At 71.0% G+C, this 17,792-nt stretch carries 18 protein-coding genes; 6 read left to right on the forward strand and 12 right to left on the reverse strand.

Annotated elements, in window-relative coordinates:
• Nucleotides 1-35 precede the first annotated feature (35 nt).
• The 7 genes from ACWGO8_RS05985 to ACWGO8_RS06015 all read right to left on the reverse strand — a co-directional run bounded on the left by ACWGO8_RS05985 (nt 36) and on the right by ACWGO8_RS06015 (nt 7,994).
• Entirely contained in the window at nt 36-266 is a 231-nt protein-coding gene (locus ACWGO8_RS05985) for a hypothetical protein (protein ID WP_452042191.1), read from the reverse strand.
• 160 nt (nt 267-426) lie between these two features.
• Nucleotides 427-2,994: an ATP-binding protein gene (locus ACWGO8_RS05990; RefSeq protein WP_452042192.1), complete on the reverse strand. Its 2,568-nt coding sequence runs from the start codon at nt 2,992-2,994 to the stop codon at nt 427-429.
• A 102-nt stretch (nt 2,995-3,096) separates the two neighbouring features.
• Nucleotides 3,097-4,053: a c-type cytochrome biogenesis protein CcsB gene (gene ccsB, locus ACWGO8_RS05995; protein WP_452043523.1), complete on the reverse strand. Its 957-nt coding sequence runs from the start codon at nt 4,051-4,053 to the stop codon at nt 3,097-3,099.
• A 51-nt stretch (nt 4,054-4,104) separates the two neighbouring features.
• On the reverse strand, nt 4,105-5,874 hold the full coding sequence (gene resB, locus ACWGO8_RS06000; RefSeq protein WP_452043524.1) for a cytochrome c biogenesis protein ResB: 1,770 nt from the start codon (nt 5,872-5,874) through the stop codon (nt 4,105-4,107).
• 10 nt (nt 5,875-5,884) lie between these two features.
• Nucleotides 5,885-6,640 (reverse strand): cytochrome c biogenesis CcdA family protein, encoded by a 756-nt coding sequence (locus ACWGO8_RS06005; RefSeq protein ID WP_452042193.1) that lies wholly within the window; start codon nt 6,638-6,640, stop codon nt 5,885-5,887.
• Nucleotides 6,641-6,681: 41 nt separating this feature from the next.
• On the reverse strand, nt 6,682-7,317 hold the full coding sequence (locus tag ACWGO8_RS06010) for a TlpA family protein disulfide reductase (protein WP_452042194.1): 636 nt from the start codon (nt 7,315-7,317) through the stop codon (nt 6,682-6,684).
• Nucleotides 7,317-7,994, reverse strand: coding sequence for a histidine phosphatase family protein (locus ACWGO8_RS06015; RefSeq protein WP_452042195.1), 678 nt, complete (start codon nt 7,992-7,994; stop codon nt 7,317-7,319). Before ACWGO8_RS06015 ends, ACWGO8_RS06010 begins: the two co-directional genes overlap by 1 nt.
• Nucleotides 7,995-8,180: 186 nt before the next feature.
• On the opposite strand from ACWGO8_RS06015, the gene aspS reads away from it, so the two are divergent.
• Nucleotides 8,181-9,524 (forward strand): aspartate--tRNA(Asn) ligase, encoded by a 1,344-nt coding sequence (gene aspS / locus ACWGO8_RS06020; protein WP_452042196.1) that lies wholly within the window; start codon nt 8,181-8,183, stop codon nt 9,522-9,524.
• A 68-nt stretch (nt 9,525-9,592) separates the two neighbouring features.
• Here aspS and ACWGO8_RS06025 read toward each other — a convergent pair whose 3' ends face one another.
• Nucleotides 9,593-10,777 carry an endonuclease domain-containing protein gene (locus tag ACWGO8_RS06025; RefSeq protein WP_452042197.1) on the reverse strand — a complete coding sequence of 395 codons (1,185 nt, stop codon included), beginning with the start codon at nt 10,775-10,777 and terminating at the stop codon, nt 9,593-9,595.
• Here ACWGO8_RS06025 and ACWGO8_RS06030 point away from each other — a divergent pair.
• A complete protein-coding gene (locus ACWGO8_RS06030) occupies nt 10,764-11,693 on the forward strand; it encodes a formylglycine-generating enzyme family protein (RefSeq protein WP_452042198.1) in 930 nt (309 codons plus the stop codon). The genes ACWGO8_RS06025 and ACWGO8_RS06030 overlap by 14 nt on opposite strands.
• A 51-nt stretch (nt 11,694-11,744) precedes the next feature.
• Here ACWGO8_RS06030 and ACWGO8_RS06035 read toward each other — a convergent pair whose 3' ends face one another.
• The 3 genes from ACWGO8_RS06035 to ACWGO8_RS06045 form a co-directional block, all read right to left on the reverse strand.
• A complete protein-coding gene (locus tag ACWGO8_RS06035; protein WP_452042199.1) occupies nt 11,745-13,316 on the reverse strand; it encodes an FAD-dependent oxidoreductase in 1,572 nt (523 codons plus the stop codon).
• An 87-nt stretch (nt 13,317-13,403) separates the two neighbouring features.
• Nucleotides 13,404-13,673 carry a glutaredoxin family protein gene (locus tag ACWGO8_RS06040; protein WP_452042200.1) on the reverse strand — a complete coding sequence of 90 codons (270 nt, stop codon included), beginning with the start codon at nt 13,671-13,673 and terminating at the stop codon, nt 13,404-13,406.
• Between the two features lie 137 nt (nt 13,674-13,810).
• Nucleotides 13,811-13,909, reverse strand: coding sequence for a 30S ribosomal protein bS22 (locus ACWGO8_RS06045; RefSeq protein ID WP_003792170.1), 99 nt, complete (start codon nt 13,907-13,909; stop codon nt 13,811-13,813).
• Nucleotides 13,910-14,025: 116 nt separating this feature from the next.
• Between ACWGO8_RS06045 and ACWGO8_RS06050 the strand changes: the two genes are divergently transcribed.
• A complete protein-coding gene (locus ACWGO8_RS06050) occupies nt 14,026-14,535 on the forward strand; it encodes a GNAT family N-acetyltransferase (RefSeq protein ID WP_452042201.1) in 510 nt (169 codons plus the stop codon).
• 46 nt (nt 14,536-14,581) lie between these two features.
• Nucleotides 14,582-15,070 carry an anthrone oxygenase family protein gene (locus tag ACWGO8_RS06055; RefSeq protein WP_452042202.1) on the forward strand — a complete coding sequence of 163 codons (489 nt, stop codon included), beginning with the start codon at nt 14,582-14,584 and terminating at the stop codon, nt 15,068-15,070.
• A gap of 39 nt (nt 15,071-15,109) precedes the next feature.
• On the opposite strand, the gene ACWGO8_RS06060 is transcribed toward ACWGO8_RS06055, so the two are convergent.
• Nucleotides 15,110-15,538: an ArsR/SmtB family transcription factor gene (locus ACWGO8_RS06060; RefSeq protein WP_452042203.1), complete on the reverse strand. Its 429-nt coding sequence runs from the start codon at nt 15,536-15,538 to the stop codon at nt 15,110-15,112.
• Nucleotides 15,539-15,611: 73 nt separating this feature from the next.
• Between ACWGO8_RS06060 and ACWGO8_RS06065 the strand changes: the two genes are divergently transcribed.
• Together ACWGO8_RS06065 and ACWGO8_RS06070 are read left to right on the forward strand one after the other, a co-directional pair.
• Nucleotides 15,612-17,057: a TrkH family potassium uptake protein gene (locus ACWGO8_RS06065; protein WP_452042204.1), complete on the forward strand. Its 1,446-nt coding sequence runs from the start codon at nt 15,612-15,614 to the stop codon at nt 17,055-17,057.
• A complete protein-coding gene (locus ACWGO8_RS06070) occupies nt 17,050-17,718 on the forward strand; it encodes a potassium channel family protein (RefSeq protein ID WP_452042205.1) in 669 nt (222 codons plus the stop codon). The genes ACWGO8_RS06065 and ACWGO8_RS06070 overlap by 8 nt, the downstream gene beginning before the upstream one ends.
• Nucleotides 17,719-17,792: the final 74 nt, after the last annotated feature.

The following is a 17,792-nucleotide window of genomic DNA, read 5'->3' on the forward strand; positions in this document are numbered from 1 at the left end:
CTTCTTCTCCGTCGAGTCCCCTGGTCTGGCGGCGATCAGAACGTGTGCGTGAGGTAGACCGAGCGGCGCATCTCGTCGCGCAGGCGAGCGCCCTCGAGACGACGCTCGTGGAGTGCCGCGAGCTCGTCACGGCTGAGCGGCTGTCGCGGCGTGGCGAACAGGGCGAGCACGCGAGCGCGGGTCGCCTGCGCCATCCGTGCGAGACCGTGGACCGCGCCGACCTCGGTCGCCGGGGCGGAGGAGCTGATGGTGAGTGCGGTGTTCATGACGATCCTCGATGCTTCGGAGCCCGCCGGTTGCGAGCCGTGAACCCAGTACAGCGCCGAGGCGGGCATCGCCTCATCGGCGACGGCTACCGAGATCACCCGATCGGGCTACCGAGATCTCGACGCATCCGGTGCCGAGCCCGGTGCGACGCGCTACGCGTCAGCCGAGCTGCTCGAGCACCTCGGGTGCGAGCCGCGCCGCATCCTGTCGGGTCGGGACGCCGAGCTTGGCGAGGATCGCGGCGACGTGACTGTCGACCGTGCGGACCGAGACGACGAGCCGGTCGGCGATCTGGACGTTCGTGAGGCCGTCCGCGACCAGCCGGAGCACATCGACCTGACGGTCCGTGAGCCCCATGGGGTTGCGGCGCGTCAGTGTCGACGGGCCGCGGGGGATGCTCCGAACGCCGCGCTCCCGCAGGTCCGCGCGGACCCGGCGGGCGAGCGGCTCCGCGCCGATGCGGTCGAGGATCGCAACGGCGGCCAGCAGATCCGCCTCGTGCGGACTCTCCGCGAGCGCGGATGCCTCGTGGTAGGGGCATCCGCTCGCTCGCCAGAGCTCGGCCGCGCGCTGCCAGTCGCCACGCGCCTGCACCGCGAACGGGTGGTCGCCCTCGGGAGGAGCCACGTCGTCACCGGCTCGCCGGAGCAGCCACGCGAGCTCCGCCTGGAGGTTCCGATCGTGCAGTCGCGCGGCCTCGGCGTAGGCGGGTCCGGCGATCGCACGCACCTCGTCGGGGTCGCCGCGGAGCAGTGCGGCCTCGGCCCGTGCCGCGGCGACGGGTCCGGTGCGCTGCAGCTCGCCGACCCGCTCGGCGAGCTGCCTCGCCTCGTCGAGCGCCAGGTCGGCGCCGGGTTCGCCGCGGCGGGTGCGCACCGTCCCGACGATCGCGAGGGCGACGCATTCCGCCTGCGGCAGGGCCTCCGAGGAGTAGGCGGCAGCGGCGAGGGCCTCGTCCCACTGCGCCCGCGCCAGGTGGAGACGCCCACGTTCCACCTGCTGGTACGTCCAGAGCCCGAGCACCTCGGTGCGCTCCGAGAACTCCATCGCCGGCTGCAGGTACTGCTCGGCGAGGTCGAGGCGGTACTGGTCGAGCAGGCTCCAGACGAGGTTGACGTGAGCGCGCGCGGCGTCGTCCACGAAGCCGGCGGCTGCCGCGATCTCGGCTGCCGTGACCAGGTCCTGCATGCCCGCATCGTCGCCCTGCAGCATGCGCGCGGTGCCGAGGTTGTTGAGCGCGTGCGAGAGGGCACGCTGCTCGCCGGACTCCCGGGCGAGCTCGACGGCCCGGGTCGCCAGCTCGATCGTGCGGGGCAGGTCGTGCGCGAGCATCGCGAGCTGCGCCTCGTTGCTCAGCGCGAGGGCCAGCAGCCCACGATCCTCGGACTCGGCGAGCACGGCCGACGCCTCCGCCGCCGCCGCCTCGGCGGCGGGTCGATTCGCGGCGATCCACTCGAACCGGGACAGCCAGCGTAGGCTCGCGCCGAGCGCGTCGCGGTCGCCGAGCCCTCGACGGAGGCGTACCGCCTCCGTCTCCGCCTCGACGGCCTCCGGCTCACGGCCGAGCACGTACGCCTCGATCGCATAGTCCTGGAGCAGCTCGGCACGCGCCTCGACGTCGAACCGGTCCGCATGGTCGAGCGCCGCCCGGTAGTGGGCGGCGGCCTGTCGATGGGCACCGCTGACGGAGGCGTCGCGTGCGGCCCGCGGCGCCCACTCCACGATCGCGTCGATGTCGCCGGCCTCGGCCGCGTGCGAGACGATCCGGCTCGGATCGGCGCCGACTTCGATCAGCATGGCGACGACGCGGGCGTTGAGCTCGATGCGCCGCGAGGCCGGGAGCGCGTCGACGATTGCGCGACGCGTGAGCTCGTGCCGGAACTGCACGCCGTCGGGCCGCACGGTCAACAGGCCGCCCTCCTCGGCGGCGCCGAGGGCACCGGCGCCGCCGGGAACGAGCCGAGCGAGCTCGGGGGCGACCACGACCGAGGGAACCACGGCGAGCTGCTCGACGTAGCCCTGCGTCACCGGGTCGAGGCGCCGCAGGCGTGCGGTGACCGAATCGACGACCGTTCGCGGCACCTGTGCGGCGTCCGTCGACGCGACGAGCTCCGAGACGAAGTACGGATTGCCGCGGGTCAACGCGAACACGCGACCGGCGTCCTCACGTCCGGCGGCCAGCGTCGCGACCGCTGCCTGCGACAGTCGCCGCAGCGCGATGTGGTGCACGTTGGTGTGCAGGTCGCCCAAGAGCCGGCCGAGCGGATGGTCCCGATCGAGCTCGTCGTCGCGGTAGGTGAGCACGAGCACGGCGGGGAGCCGGTCGATGCGACGGGCGATGAATCGCAGGGCGTCGAGCGTCGCCTCATCCGACCAGTGCGCGTCCTCGACGACGAGCACCGTCGCGGGAGGGGAGGCGAGCTCCTCGTGGAGCGCGCCGAACACCTCCTCGCGGTCGCCCGCCCGGAGCGCGTCGCGAAGCCGGGGTCCCACGAACGGGGCGAGGTCGCGAAGCGGCCCCAGGGTGCGTGGCGTCGAGAGCGCGTCGCACGCGCCGACCAGCACACGGCTGCCGTCGGGCGGCTGCTCGCGCAGGGCGCCCACGAGGCTCGACTTGCCGATCCCGGCCTCGCCGTGCACCAGCACCACGCCTCCGCGCCCCTCGGTCGCGGCCCGCACCGCGTCGCCGAGCTCCGCGAGATCACGCTCGCGCTCGAGCAGCCTCATCCTGCGATCGTGCCCGCTCCGCCGACGGAGCGCAACGAGGCATCGCGCGCGGCCAGGCGCGGTCAGGCGCGGTCAGGCCAGAGCCGAAGGAGCATCCGGCGATCAGAGACCCGAGTACGCGTGCAGGCCCTTGAAGAACAGGTTGACGATCGTGAAGTTGAACAGCACGGTCGAGAAGCCGATGATCGCGAGCCAGGCCGACCGCGAGCCGCGCCAGCCGCGCGTCGCGCGCGCGTGGATGTACCCGGCGTAGACCACCCAGATGATGAAGGTCCACACCTCCTTGGTGTCCCAGCCCCAGTACCGGCCCCAGGCGGCCTCGGCCCAGATCGCGCCGGCCATGAGCGTGAACGTCCAGAGGATGAACCCGATGATGATGACGCGGTAGGCGAGGTTCTCGAGCGTCGCCGAGTCGGGCAGCGTCGCGAGGAACGACTGCTTCGCTGCCCTGCCGGATGCCGCGATCGACTCGCGGCGCGCCTGCATGAGCTGCACGACCGAGAGCGCGAACCCGAGGGCGAGGAATCCCACCGCCGAGGTCGCCACGAACACGTGGATCACGAGCCACGCGGACTGCAGTGCGGGCGGCAGCGGCACGACACTGACGTAGAAGTTCACCGTGGCGATGCCGAGCAGGACGAGCACGAGGCCCGTCACGAACGTGCCGAGGAAGCGCAGGTCGTGCTTCGAGACCACGAGGACGAGCAGGTAGACGCTCGTGATGATGAGCGTGCCCGTGAGCGCGAACTCGTACATGTTGGCCCACGGCACGCGGCCCGCGGCGAGCCCGCGCGTGACGTCGGCCGCGAGGTGCAGCAGCCACGCGACGACGGTGAGGGCGACGGCGACGCGCAGCGAGGGCGAGCGGCCGTAGGCGACGGTTGCCGCGCGCTTCGGCGGTGCGGCCACGATCGTGCCCCCGCCGGCCGCGTCGGCGGCCTCGGCTCCGGATGCCTCGACGGAGGCGGCCTTCGCGTCGTCGGCGGCCTTCGCCGCAACGGCCGAGCGACGCGCCAGGTCGATCGCGTACGCGATGAACGCCAGTGCGTACACGGCCATGGCCGAGTACACGAGGATGATGGAGATCTCGTCGAGCGTCACGTGACTACCTTACGTCGGTGGATTCGCCGGGTCATCGGCCGATTCCTCGGCCGTGCCCGCGTGCTTGTCGGCGAACGCCGCCACGGCGTCCTCGAGGCCTGGATCCTCGCCGCGGGCGAGGCCGGCGTACTCGAGCACGATCGTGCCGTCGGGCCGGCGCGCCGCCTTCACCCACATGCGGCGGCGCGGCACGAACAGCGAGAGCAGCAGGCCGCCGACGATGAGGATCGCGAAGACGAGCACCCAGCCCTGCGAGGGGTCGTTGTGGATGTCGAAGCTGGCGAACCGCGAGACGCTGTGCGAGAAGTCGTCGTCCGCGGCATCCGGATCAGCGTTCTCGAAGGTGATCGTGCCGAGCCCGTTCGGCAGGTCGACGGTGTCGCCGGGCATGAGCTCGAGCGAGTCGACGCCGGTGCTGCCGCCCGTGAGCTGCTCCATGGTCGACGGGTCGAGCGTGAAGACGGAGGTCGGCGTTCCGCCGTCGATGCCGAGGTCGCCCTGGTACACGTTGAGCGTCAGCACCGGGTAGACGAGGTCGGGGTAGCTCGACGTGTACGCGCCCGACGGGAGCGTGGTCTGCGTCGGGTAGAGGAACCCGACCATGCCGAGCTGGTCGGCGAGGCCGTCGGGCACCTTCACGACGCCGATCGAGGTGAGGTTCGCGTCCTGCGGCAGGAACGGCACCGAGTCGGTGAACACGACGTTCCCGTCGGGATCGCGCACCGTGATGGTCGGCGCGTAGCCGTTGCCGAGCAGGTACACGTCGGTGCCGTGCACGCGCAGCGGCTCGTTGACCTTGACCACGCCCTCCGACGGCTCACCGCCCTGCGCCTGCACGGTCACGCGCGCGGTGAAGTCGATCGGCTGCCCGATCGCCTCCTGGTTCTGCGTCTCGTAGACCGCGTCGAGCTCCTCGAGCGACAGCCGGTAGGGGTCGAGCCGCGTGTCGTCGAAGAACCGGCCCGGGTTGAACGAGTCGTAGGCGGCGAGCGTGTTCACGAAGGACTGGCCCTCGACCACGACGCGCTGGCCCGAGAACCCGAATCCGCCGCCGATGCCGACCGCCACGAGCACGCCGAGCAGCGCCGTGTGGAAGATGAGGTTCCCGGTCTCGCGCAGGTAGCCGCGTTCGGCTGACACGGATGCCTCGCCGCGCAGCTCGTAGCGCTCGACCCGGTAGCCCGCCTGCTTGAGCTGCGTTGCCGCGGCGGCGATGGCGGCATCCGCTGCCGTCGCGCTCGCTGAGCCTGTCGAAGCGGTCCCTTCGACGGGTGCAGGGACCGGAAGCGGCCGCTCCGTGTACCCCGCCAACCGCTGCAGCCGCACCGGCGTGCGCGGCGGCCGCGCCCGGAGCGCGTCGAAGTGGTGCTTCGTGCGCGGGATGACGCAGCCGATGAGCGACACGAACAGCAGCAGGTAGACGGCCGAGAACCACGCCGACGTGTAGACGTCGAACATCTGGAACCCGTCGAGCACGGGCGCGAGGTCGGGGTTGTCGGCGAAGTACTGGGTGACGCCGTTCGGGTCGCTCGAGCGCTGCGGCACGAGCGATCCGGGCACCGCGGCGATCGCGAGCAGGAGCAGCAGGAGCAGCGCCGTGCGCATGCTCGTGAGCTGCCGCCAGGCGAAGCGCAGCCAGCCGACGAACCCGAGCTTCGGCTGCGCGACCGTGTCGCCGGCTTCTCCGTCCGGTCCCTGAGCTCGTCGAAGGGAGCTCGCGGCATCCGTCGACCCGTCATCGCGCACGGGGGCGTCGATGTGGTCGTCGGGGCGCGACAGCGCGTCGGGGTCAGATCGCGGGGACAAAGCCGGTGATCACCGCCTGCAGTTCGTACATCCAGATGCTCCAGAGGCCGGACACCATGAGCAGGCCGATCGCGATGAGCAGCGAGCCGCCGATGATGTTGATCGTGCGGATGTGCCGGCGGAGGAACGCGAGCGAGCCGGTGACCCAGCCGAAGCCGAGCGCCACGAGCAGGAACGGGATCCCGAGGCCGAGGCAGTAGGCGAGGCCGAGCAGCAGCGCCCGGCCGGCCGACGCCGAGTCGGCGCTGAGCGTGAGCACGACGGCGAGAGTCGGGCCGATGCAGGGCGTCCAGCCGAGCCCGAACACGATGCCGAGCAGCGGCGCGCCGGCGAGCCCGGTCGCCGGACGCCACGACGGCTTGATCGTGCGCTGCAGGAAGGTGAACTGCCCGATGAACACGAGCCCCATGACGATGAGCACGACGCCGAGCACGCGCGTGATGAGCTCGCCGTACGCGTTGAACCATGCGCCCGCGACGCCCGCCAGCAGGTTGAACGTGACGAACACGAGCGTGAAGCCGGCGATGAACAGCAGCACGCCGAACACGAGCCGGCGGCGGTAGCGCCGTTCCTCCGAGGGCTCGGCCGAGGCATCCGTGAACCCGCCCAGGTAGCCGAGGTAGCCCGGCACGAGCGGCAGCACGCACGGCGACAGGAACGAGACGAGCCCGGCGGCGAGCGCGATCGGCACGGCCGCGAGCAGCTGCCCGTTCAGAACGATGTCGCCGACGCCTCCCACGCTCCCGATGCCTCCTCTGCCTGCTACGCCTGCTACGCCTGCTACGCCTGCTCGGCGAGGAGGTCGTCGATGATCGACTCGAGGATCGACGCGTCCGTGAGCTGGCCGAGCACGCGCGCCGCGACGCGTCCCTGGCGGTCGAGCACGATCGTCGTCGGCACGGCGGCCGGCGGCACGTCGCCCGCGAAGGCGAGCTGCGCGGTGCCGTCGTTCACGTCGAGGATCGACGGGTAGCTGACGCCGTAGGTCTGCTCGAAGGATGCCGCGGTGCCGGCCTGGTCGCGCACGTTCACGCCCACGAAGGCGACGCCCGGGTTCTCGGTGGTCGCCTCGGCGTCGGTCGACCCGGTCGGCTCGCCGACGCCGAACGACTGCGAGACCTCCTCGAGGATCGGCGCCTCGACGCGGCACGGGGCGCAGCCCGCGTACCAGAAGTTGACGACCGTGACGCCGCCGAGCGTGTCGGCGGAGTCGAACGTGCCGCCCTCGACCGTCTCGCCCGAGAACTCGATGGGCTCGCCGCGCTGCGACGCGTCGAACTCCGAGATCGTGCCGTCGCCGGCGATGTAGTTCTTGCCGCTGCCCTCGCGGTACTGGTCGGCGAGCGGGTCGCTCGAGCAGCCGGCGAGCAGCAGGGCGGATGCCGCGGCGAGCGCGACGATCGCGGAGCGCCTCATCACACCGCCCCCACGTCGGTCGCGTTGACGGAGAGTCCGGCGGCCGGGTCGCGATAGCCCACCTCGACCCAGTCGGTGTCGGAACTGCTGTTGGACCCTGCGCCCGTCGCACGGCGCCGCTCGAACGTCGTGATGCTCGACAGCGCGCAGCGGCGGCGTCGCGGGTCGTGCGCGAGCGACTTTCCGGCGACCCTGCGGTGCACCATCCAGATCGGCAGCTGATGGCTCACGATCACGACATCGCCGCCGTCCGCGGCGTTCCACGCGTCATCCATCGCGAGCAGCATCCGTCGTGCGATCGAGCCGAACGGCTCGCCCCAGCTCGGCTCCCACGGGTTGATGAGGAACGCCCAGTTGCGCACGTCGCGCAGCGCACTGTCGGGTCCGCTCATGCGCTTGCCCTCGAAGCGGTTCTGGGGCTCGATGACGCGATCGTCGAGGGCGGCCTCGAGGTCGAACGCCCGGCCGATCGGCTCGGCGGACTGCTGCGTCCGCTGGAGGGGCGACGCGACGAGTGCGGTCACGGGCCGGGAGCGAGCCAGCAGGTCGTCGGCGGCGAACTGCGCCATCTCCTGACCGAGGCTCGAGAGGCCGTATCCCGGGAGTCGGCCGTAGAGCACGCCCTGGGGGTTGAACACCTCGCCATGGCGCACGAGATGGATCTGCTCGGCCGGCACGGTCTCCAGTCTAGAGAGCGGTTCCCTTTGAATCCGCCGAGGGCGGGGCGGCCGCGCATCGTGACCCCGCGGCATCCGCTCGGCTCGCGTGTGGGCGATCTTGGCGCTTTCTGCTCGCAGAACGCGCCAAGATCGCCCATTCGGGCCTGTCGAGGGCAGGAGGGCGCGCCGGTAGGATGGGTGCCCGTGACTTCCCGCACCCTCATCAAGAACCTCGCCGCGCTTCCCGACGGCCCCGTCTCCGTCGCCGGATGGGTCGACACCGTGCGCGATCAGAAGAAGGTGCAGTTCGTCATCCTGCGCGACGAGACCGGCGCGGTGCAGCTCGTGAACCCCGCCGTGCGCGAGCTCGACCCCGAGGGCGTCAGCGTCGGCGCGGCCGAGGCGCTCGCCCTCACCGAGAGCATCTCGGGCCTCTCGCACGGCACGTTCGTGCGCGTCACGGGCGAGCTCAAGCACGACGAGCGCGTCAAGCTCGGCGGGCTCGAGGTGAAGATCGGCGACCTCGAGGTCGTCACGGCGGCCCTCGAGATCCCCATCGCGGCGGACTCGGGCCTCGACAAGCGCATGGACTGGCGCTTCCTCGACCTGCGCCACCCGAAGCAGAACCTCATCTTCCGCATCCAGACCACGTTCCTGCATGCGCTGCGCACGTACTGGGTCGAGCACGAGTTCGTCGAGGTCCAGACGCCGAAGCTCATGGCCTCCCCGTCCGAGTCGCGCGCCGAGCTGTTCCAGCTCGAGTACTTCGACACGACCGCGTACCTCGCGCAGAGCCCCCAGCACTTCAAGCAGATGGCGCAGTCCGCCGGCTTCGGCAAGATCTTCGAGGTCGGCCCCGCGTTCCGCGCCGACCCGTCGTTCACGTCGCGCCACGCGACCGAGTTCACGTCGATCGACTCCGAGGTCAGCTGGATCGACTCGCACGAGGACGTCATGCAGCTCCACGAGGAGCTCATGGTGGCGGGCTTCACCGCGGTCGTCGAAAAGCACGGCGCCGAGGTCGCCGAGCTGTTCGGCATCGAGCTCACGGTGCCGACCACGCCGTTCCCGCGCATCCCGCTCGCCGAGGCGAAGCAGATCGTGGCCGACCACGGCTACGTCGTGCCGCGCGCCGACGCCGACATGGACCCCGAGGGCGAGCGCCGCATCTCGCAGTACGTCAAGGAGACGTACGGGCACGACTTCGTGTTCCTCACGGACTACGCGTCGACGATCCGGCCGTTCTACCACATGCGCCACGAGGACGACCCGTCGCTCACCAAGTCGTACGACCTCATCTACAACGGCACCGAGATCTCCACGGGCGCGCAGCGCGAGCACCGCGTCGACGTGCTCGTCGCGCAGGCCGAGTCGATGGGCCTCGACCCCGAGGAACTCGGCACCTACCTCGAGTTCTTCAAGTACGGCGTGCCCCCGCACGGCGGCTTCGGCATGGGCCTGGCCCGCGTGCTGATGCTGATGCTCGGCGAGGGCTCGATCCGCGAGACGACCTACCTCTTCCGCGGCCCGACCCGCCTGCTCCCGTAGCCCGTCACCCCCTCTTGCGCCGAGATGACGCGAACGCACCTTCGAGCGCGCTCGGAGGTGCATTCGCGTCATGTCGACGGGCGCCATCCGGCCGCGATCAACGCCTGACGGACGCGGAGGAGCCGCTCGACCCGCCTCGCCCCGACATGCGCGGCGGTGAAGCGGATGACGCGCCATCCCACTCGGACCAGGTCGTCGACGCGATCCACGTCTCGTGCGTTCTGGACTCGATCCGTTCGATGGTGGTCGCCGTCGTACTCGACGATCACCCGATATTCGCGGTAGGCGAGATCCGCGATGCCGATGAGCCGCCCGTGCCGGTCGGACACCGGTACATTGACCGCGGGCTCCGGGAGTCCGAATTCGACGAGGTCGAGTCGAAGCAACGTCTCTGCCGGTGAATCCGTCCTCGGCCGGACTCGCTTGAGCGCGCGGGAGAGCAGTCGGCACCCGCGTCGCCCTGCCTGATGGGACACCGCCGCGGTGAGCTCCTCCATCGTCGCGATCGGGCGGGTTCGGCGAACCAGCGCATCTCCGATGACGATGAGTTCGCGCTCGCTGAGTCTCGTGGCGAGCTGACACCATGCGTCGATGGCCGAGACCACGGGAAGGCCGCGTACGACGCCGACCGAGACTTCTTCCAGGTGGAGGAGGTGACCTGCGACTCCAGCGGACCGTGGCACTCCGTTCGGCACGAACGCGCCGACGTCGAGTGACGCGTCGTCCCGGAGCGTGACGGGGAGCCCGTGGATGGCGGCCGCCGTGGAACGCGTGAAGATCTCGCAGGAGCGCATGCGCTGTTGGTACGCGCGGCATCGGGTCTCGAGATCCAACGGGTGCGAGGTGGGGACGCGAACGCCGTGGAACGGCCGGACGAGGTCTCCGCCGGACATCCGCGACCGACCCAGGCCCGCGGCGCGCCCCTCGGCGACCCCGAACGGCGCGGCGGCGACCTCGGCGGGCAGGGGGATGCGCGGATGCATCCGTTCATCGTGCCGTGCGGTTCCGCGTCCGCGCCGCGACTGCCGTCCTGGGCGGGACACCCAGTCATCGCGGACGCGGTCGAGGACGAGTCGGCCGACCTCCCCCGCACCCAGATGACGCGAATGCACCTTCATCGCCCCACGAAGGTGCATTTGCGTCATCTCGATGGAGTCGGGGCGCCGGGGGGCGGGAGGGGGTGGGGGCGGTGCGGATCCTGGGGGGCCGACGGCGATACCACCCGCGTAGGCTCGGAGGATGGTCGAGCTCACCCCGACGGTGCGCATCGAGGGCGGGACCTTCCGCATGGGCTCCGCGGAGTTCTACCCCGACGAGACGCCCGTGCACGAACGCTCCGTCGCCGCGTTCGAGCTCGACCTGCACCCGGTGACGAACGAGCAGTTCGCCGCGTTCGTCGGGGCGACGGGCTACGTGACGGTCGCGGAGCGGCCGCTCGATCCGGCCGACTTCCCCGGGTACGACCCCGACGGGCTCGTGCCCGGCGCGCTCGTGTTCACGCCGACGCCCGGTCCGGTCGACCTGCGCGACTGGCGGCAGTGGTGGCGCTGGGGCGAGGGCGCGACGTGGCGGCATCCGTTCGGGCCCGGCGCCGGTCTCGACGTGCTCGAGGCGAGGCCGCGGCATCCGGTCGTGCAGGTCAGCTTCGAGGATGCCTCGGCCTACGCGGCCTGGGCCGGCCGGCGCCTGCCCACCGAGGCCGAGTTCGAGTTCGCGGCCCGCGGCGGCCTCGACGGCGCCCGCTTCGCGTGGGGCGACGACGAGTTCCCCGACGGGAAGCTCATGGTGAACCGGTGGCAGGGGTCGTTCCCGTGGCGCAACACGGGCGCCGCCGGCTGGGCCGGCACGTCGCCGGTCATGACGTTTCCGGCGAACGGCTACGGCCTCTACGACGTCACCGGCAACGTGTGGGAGTGGACGACCGACTACTACACCTCGCGGCACGAGGTACCCGGTCAGGAGCCCGTCGACGCCGGCCACCGCGAGAACCTGCTCGCCGCAGCATCCGCCGAACCGGGCTCGCGCATCCCACGCCGCGTGCTGAAGGGCGGCTCGCACCTCTGCTCGCCCGACTACTGCCTGCGCTACCGCCCCGCGGCCCGCTCGCCGCAGGCCGACGACACGGCGACGACGCACATCGGCTTCCGCTGCGCCGGCGACGTCGACTGAGCTGCCCGCGACGAGCGACGCAGACGCGCATCGAGACATCTGCCCGCGCGTTCACGCGTCGGGCATCGACCGCTCCCTGGCCTTCGGCTTCCGCGGCTCCTCGGGCAGGTCGTGCACGGCGGGCCCTTCGATGCGAACCCCGGATGCCTCGAACCGCGAGCCGTGCAGCGGGCAGTCCCACGTGCACTCCGCGTCGTTCCACTGCAGCACCCCGCCGAGGTGCGTGCAGACCGCGCGGATGGCGACCGTGCGCCCGTCGACCGTGGAGATCCCGTGCGGCACGCCGCCCCGCGTGACGACGACGCCCTTCCCCTCGGCCGGACGGTCGGCGGGCGCCCGTCGCGTCTCGGCACCGCCCCAGCCCACGGCGATCCACTTCCCGACCTGCGAGCCCTCCGCCATCCCGCGTCCGAGGTCGGACGGCATCGTGGTGCGCGTGGCGATCACGCGGATCCACGGTCGGCGCTCCCCCCACGGCACGCCGAGGATCTCCTCGCTGATGCGGATGCCGGCCGCGGCGCCGTTCGTGAGGCCCCACTTCGCGTAGCCGGTCGCGAGCCAGACCCGCCCGAAGCCGCGCGGCATCCGCCCGACGAACGGGATGAGGTTCGCCGAGTGGTAGTCCTGCGCGGCCCACCGGTGCGTGAGCTCGGCGCCCGGGAAGTGCTCGCCCGTCCAGTCGACGAGGTCCTGCACCTTCGCCTCGGTGGAGGGCACGCGACCCGGGGCGTGGTGGTTGCCGCCGACCATGAGCAGCGGCGGCGCGTCGGCGTCGAGGTCGGGCACCATGCGCAGCGACCGGGTCTCGCCGTCGACCGAGATGAAGAGCCCCTCGGGCAGCGGTCCGTCGGCCCGGTAGGTCGTGAGGTACGAGCGCGACGGGCGCAGCTTGGTGAAGTACAGCCCGCGATTGAGCACCGGATGCCCCGTGGCGATCACCGCGGCATCCGCTCGCACCACGCCGTTCGGCGTGTGCAGCTCGACCGGTCGCCCGGCGTGCACGCCCTGCACGCGCATGTCCTCCAGGAGCACGCCGCCCGCCGCGACGAAGGCGCGCGCCATCGCCACGAGCAGCCGGTAGGGATCGAGCCCGAGCTGCCCGGGCAGCGCGACGCCGCCCGCGAACGGGAAGGGAAGCGGCATCCGCTCGACCCGCTCGACCGGCAGGCCGGCCTCCGTCGCGGCCGCGAACTCGCGGTCGATCGTGGGGAGGCCTTCGTCGGTCGACGCGAAGCTGTACGCGGTCTCCTCGCTGAACGGCACGCCGTGGTGCCGGGCGAAGTCGGCGATGAACTGCTGCCCCTCGAGGTTCGCCTCGACGTACGCGCGCGCCAGCTTGGCCGGGTGCGCCTCGCGGAGCCGCTGCAGCATCGCGCCCTGCAGCACGCTCGCCTTGCCGGTGTTGAGGCCCGACGCGAGCGCGCCGACGTCGCGCGCCTCGAGCACGACGACGCGCACGCCGGCGTCGACGAGCATGAGCGCCGTCGACAGCCCGGTGATGCCGGCGCCGACGACGGCGACATCGAACCGCTCCCCCGGCGACACGGCGCCCTCGTACCGGGCGGTGGGTGCGGCATCGCCGTTCACGGCGGCCGCTGCGAAGTCCCTCCAGAGCGAGGCCATGCGCACAGTCAACGCCCGGCGCGAGGCACCGGCAAGGGTTTGACCCCGACGGATGCCGCGACTATGCCGACTCGGGCGCCCGCGGCGTCAGCCCGCCAGCAGCGCCGTCTTCAGCCGCACCGGGTCGATCCGCCAGTAGTTGTGCACCTCGCCGTCGATGAGCAGCACGGGAATCTCCTCGGCGTAGCGCTCGGCCAGTGCCGCGTCGTCGAGGATCGACTGCTCCTCGAGGGTGATGCGCGGCGGGGCATCCGACGCCTCGACCTCGGCCATGACGGCCCGCACGACGTCGCGCGCATCGTCGCAGAGGTGGCAGCCGGGCTTGCCGATGAGGGTGAGGCGGTGGTCTCGGGTCACGCCTCCAGCGTAGATCCCGGTGGTCGAGGAGCGCCCGGCGGAGCCGGACGCGTCTCGAGACCCGACACGCTTCATGGGAAACAGCGAAAAGCGCCAGGTCCGAGGGGCCTGACGCTCAGCCGATCGTGCGAAGACGACTACTTCTTGTTGCGACGCTGGTGACGCGTCTTGCGAAGCAGCTTGCGGTGCTTCTTCTTCGCCATGCGCTTGCGGCGCTTCTTGATGACGGAACCCATCGAAACCTCACAGAAAAGATCAGTCGGGCGCGCGTGCCGCAGCCCGGGGCGGAGAGCCTCGGGATAGTCTAGCGGATCCGCGCGGGAGTGCCGTTCGGATGCGTTACCGTCGAGGAATGCGCGCCGACGACCTCGTGATCCGCACCACGACCGAGGACGACTGGACCTCGGTGCGCACGCTGCGGCTCGAGATGCTGCGCGACTACCCGCTCGCCTACGGCGAGACCCTCGAGCACGCCGAGCACGTCGACGAGTCCGGCTGGCGGCTCCGCGGCGCGCGCGGCACGACGCCCGGACAGACGTCGATCGTCGCGATCGACGGCGACCGCTGGGTCGGGCACATGGGCGGGTACATCCCCGACGCACGCACCGGCCCGCTGCTCGTCGGCGTGTACGTGTCGCCCGCCTACCGCGGCGACGCACTCGGCGTGACCCGTCGGCTGCTCGAGGCGGTCGAGGACTGGGCGCGCGAGCACGGCGACACGTTGCGCCTCGAAGTGCACGAGGACAACCCGCGCGCCCGCCGGTTCTACGAGAAGCTCGGCTTCGTGCTGACCGGTCGCAGCCGCGAATACGAGCTCCCGCCGGGCGGACTCGAGCTCGAGATGGTCAAGCCGCTGCGCTGACGGCGGGCCTCGCCGGGCTGACGGCGGGTCACGGCAGACTGGCGTGATGACCGTGTTCATCCACGTGCTGCTCATCGCCGCCATCCTCGGCACCGGCATCGCCGCGGGGGTCTTCTACGCGTTCTCCGGGTTCGTGACCCAGGGGCTCGACCGGCTGCAGCCGGCGGATGCCGCGCGGGCCATGCAGGAGGTCAACGTCACCGCCGTGCGCGCACCGCTCATGGTCGAGCTCTTCGGCACGGCGCTCATCGCGGGCGTGGTGTTCGTGCTCGCGCTGCTCGGATCGCTCGAGGACGGCGCCTGGTGGGCGATCGCGGCATCCGTGCTCTACCTCGTCGGCGTCATCGGGGTCACGGGCGCCGCCAACGTGCCCCGCAACAACCGGCTCGCCGCGGCATCGACGACGGATGCCGCGGCGCTGGCCGCCGCATGGACGGCGTTCCGCCCGGGCTGGCAGGCGTGGAACCACGTCCGCACGCTCGCCGCGACCCTCGCCTGCCTCGGCTTCACGCTCGCCCTGCTCGTCGCGGGCTGACCCGCCCCGGTCGTCGGCGCTCCTCGACGACCGGAAGCCTCAGCGACGCTTCTTCTGGCCGACGACCGCGTGGGCGGCCTCGGCGAAGCGCTGGCCGATCGCGGACGCCCAGGCGAGCTGGTCGTCGTTGAGCCCCGCGTCTTGCGCCTCGGCCCCGGCGAGGGTCGCGGCATCCGCTGCCGCATCGGATGACACGAACGGAATGAGCCAGTCCTCGAGGGTCTCGAGCGGACGCCGGTCGAGGTGATAGTAGCGGTGCTGGCCCTCCTCGCGCACGCCCACGAGGCCGGCCTCGCGCAGCACCTTCAGGTGCTTCGAGACGGTGGGCTGGCTGAGGCCGAGCGTCGAGACGATCTCGGAGACGCTGATCTCGCCGCCGGAATCGGGCGCGGACGTCTCGCGGTCGAGGAGCACCCCGAGGATGTCGCGCCGTGTCGTGTCCGCCACCACGTCGAAGATGTCCGCCATGCGTCAAGGGTAGTCATTCCCGCCGAGGAGTACCATGACTCACGCATTCGGTGACGGCGGCTGAGGGGGCTCGATGCGCGCAGGGGCGATGGACCGCCTCGGTCGAACGGATCGGCGGTCATGGCTCGGCAGGCTGCGCGACGCCGTCGACGCGCTCGTCAAGAGTTCGCCGTCGCGGTTCGCGATCCTCGTGTTCGCGGCGCTCATCCTGGTCTTCACCCTGCTGTTCTCGCTGCCGATCGCGCGGGCCGGAGCCGGCTCCGGCGCACCGCTGCACGACGCGTTCTTCACGGCCGTCTCGGTCATCTGCGTCACGGGTCTCGCGACGGTCGACATGGCGACCTACTGGTCGCCGTTCGGCAACGCCCTCGTCTTCATCGGCGTCAACATCGGCGGCGTCGGCGTGCTCACGCTGGCATCGATCCTCGGCTTCGTCATCTCACGGCGGCTCGGCCTGCGCGCGAAGCTCATCGCGGCGAGCGACACCAACCCCTCGCGCATCCACGTCGGCCCCGTCTCCGAGCGACAGGCGGTGCGACTCGGCGAGGTCGGCGGGCTGCTGGTCACCGTCGTGATCACCGCCCTCGTCATCGAGCTGACGCTGGCGGTGGCGATGATCCCGAGCATGCTGCGCGAGGGATACGACTGGTTCCACTCGATCTGGTACAGCTTCTACTACTCGGCGATGGCGTTCACGAACACGGGCTTCAGTCCGAATCCCGGGGGAATGGAGCCGTTCGAGCACGACTACTGGATGCAGACGCTGCTCATGATCGGCGTCTTCGTCGGCAGCCTCGGCTTCCCCGTGATCTTCGCCCTCGCGCGGTCGTGGCGCACGCCCCGCCGTTGGAGCCTGCACGTCAAGCTCACGATCACGACCACCGTGATCCTCTTCGTGCTGGGCGCCGGCATGTTCCTGCTGCTCGAGTACAACAACCCACGCACCTACGGGCAGCTGGATGCCGCGCCCACCGTCTTCCAGTCGCTGTTCATGTCGGCCATGACGAGGTCCGGCGGCTTCGCGACCATCAACATGCACGACCTGAACGGGTCGAGCCTGCTCGTCTCCGACATGCTCATGTTCATCGGCGGCGGCTCGGCGTCGACCGCGGGTGGCATCAAGGTCACGACGCTCGCCGTGCTGTTCCTCGCCGCGTTCGCCGAGGCGCGTGGCGCGCCGGCGATGGAGGCGTTCGGCCGCCGCATCCCGCGCGACATGCTCCGCCTCTCGGTGAGCGTCGTCCTGTGGGGCGCGACCATCGTCGCGGTGTCGTCGATCGCCATCCTGCAGATCACCAAGGAGCCGTTCGACTACGTGCTCTTCGACGTCATCTCCGCCTTCGCCACCTGCGGCCTGTCGACCGGCCTCACGGGCGAGCTCCCACCCGCCGGGGTCTACGTCATGGGCGTCACGATGTTCTTGGGGCGGGTTGGTACAGTGACATTCGCCGCGGCCCTGGCCGCCAGCCAGCGCCGGCAGTTGTACCGTCGTCCGGAAGAGAGGCCCATCGTTGGTTGATCGGATCAAGCACGACGCGCCGGTCCTCGTGATCGGCCTCGGCCGCTTCGGAGCGGCGACCGCCGGACAGCTCGACCGGCTCGGCCGCGAGGTGCTCGCGGTCGACGACGACGAGTCGCTCGTGCAGAAGTGGGCCGAGCGCGTCACGCACGCCGTCGTTGCGGACGCGCGCTCGATCGACGCGCTGCGCCAGATCGGCGCTCAGGACTTCTCGATCGCCGTCTGCGCCGTGGGATCGTCGATCGAGGCATCCGTGCTCATCACCGCGAACCTCGTCGACCTCAAGATCCCGCAGATCTGGTCGAAGGCGATCTCGGCCTCGCACGGCAAGATCCTCGAGCGCATCGGCGCGAACCACGTGATCTACCCCGAGCGCGAGGCGGGCGAGCGCACCGCGCACCTCGTCAGCGGCCGCATGCTCGACTTCATCGAGTTCGACGACGACTTCGCGCTCGTGAAGATGTACCCGCCGAAGCCGATCCGCGGCAAGAACCTCACCGAGTCGGGCGTGCGCTCGCGCCACAACGTCACCGTGGTCGGCGTGAAGAGCCCCGGCAAGCCGTTCACGTACGCCACCGAGAAGACCGTCGTATCGAACCACGACCTCATCATCGTGTCGGGCACCGAGGGCGACATCGAGAAGTTCGCGGCACTCGAATAACGGCGCACGGATGCCGCGGCGCGCCGTGCCCGTTAGGGATCCGTTAAGGAGATTCACAAATTTGTGAATCGCGC

The organism is Agromyces sp. NPDC055661 (assembly GCF_053618135.1).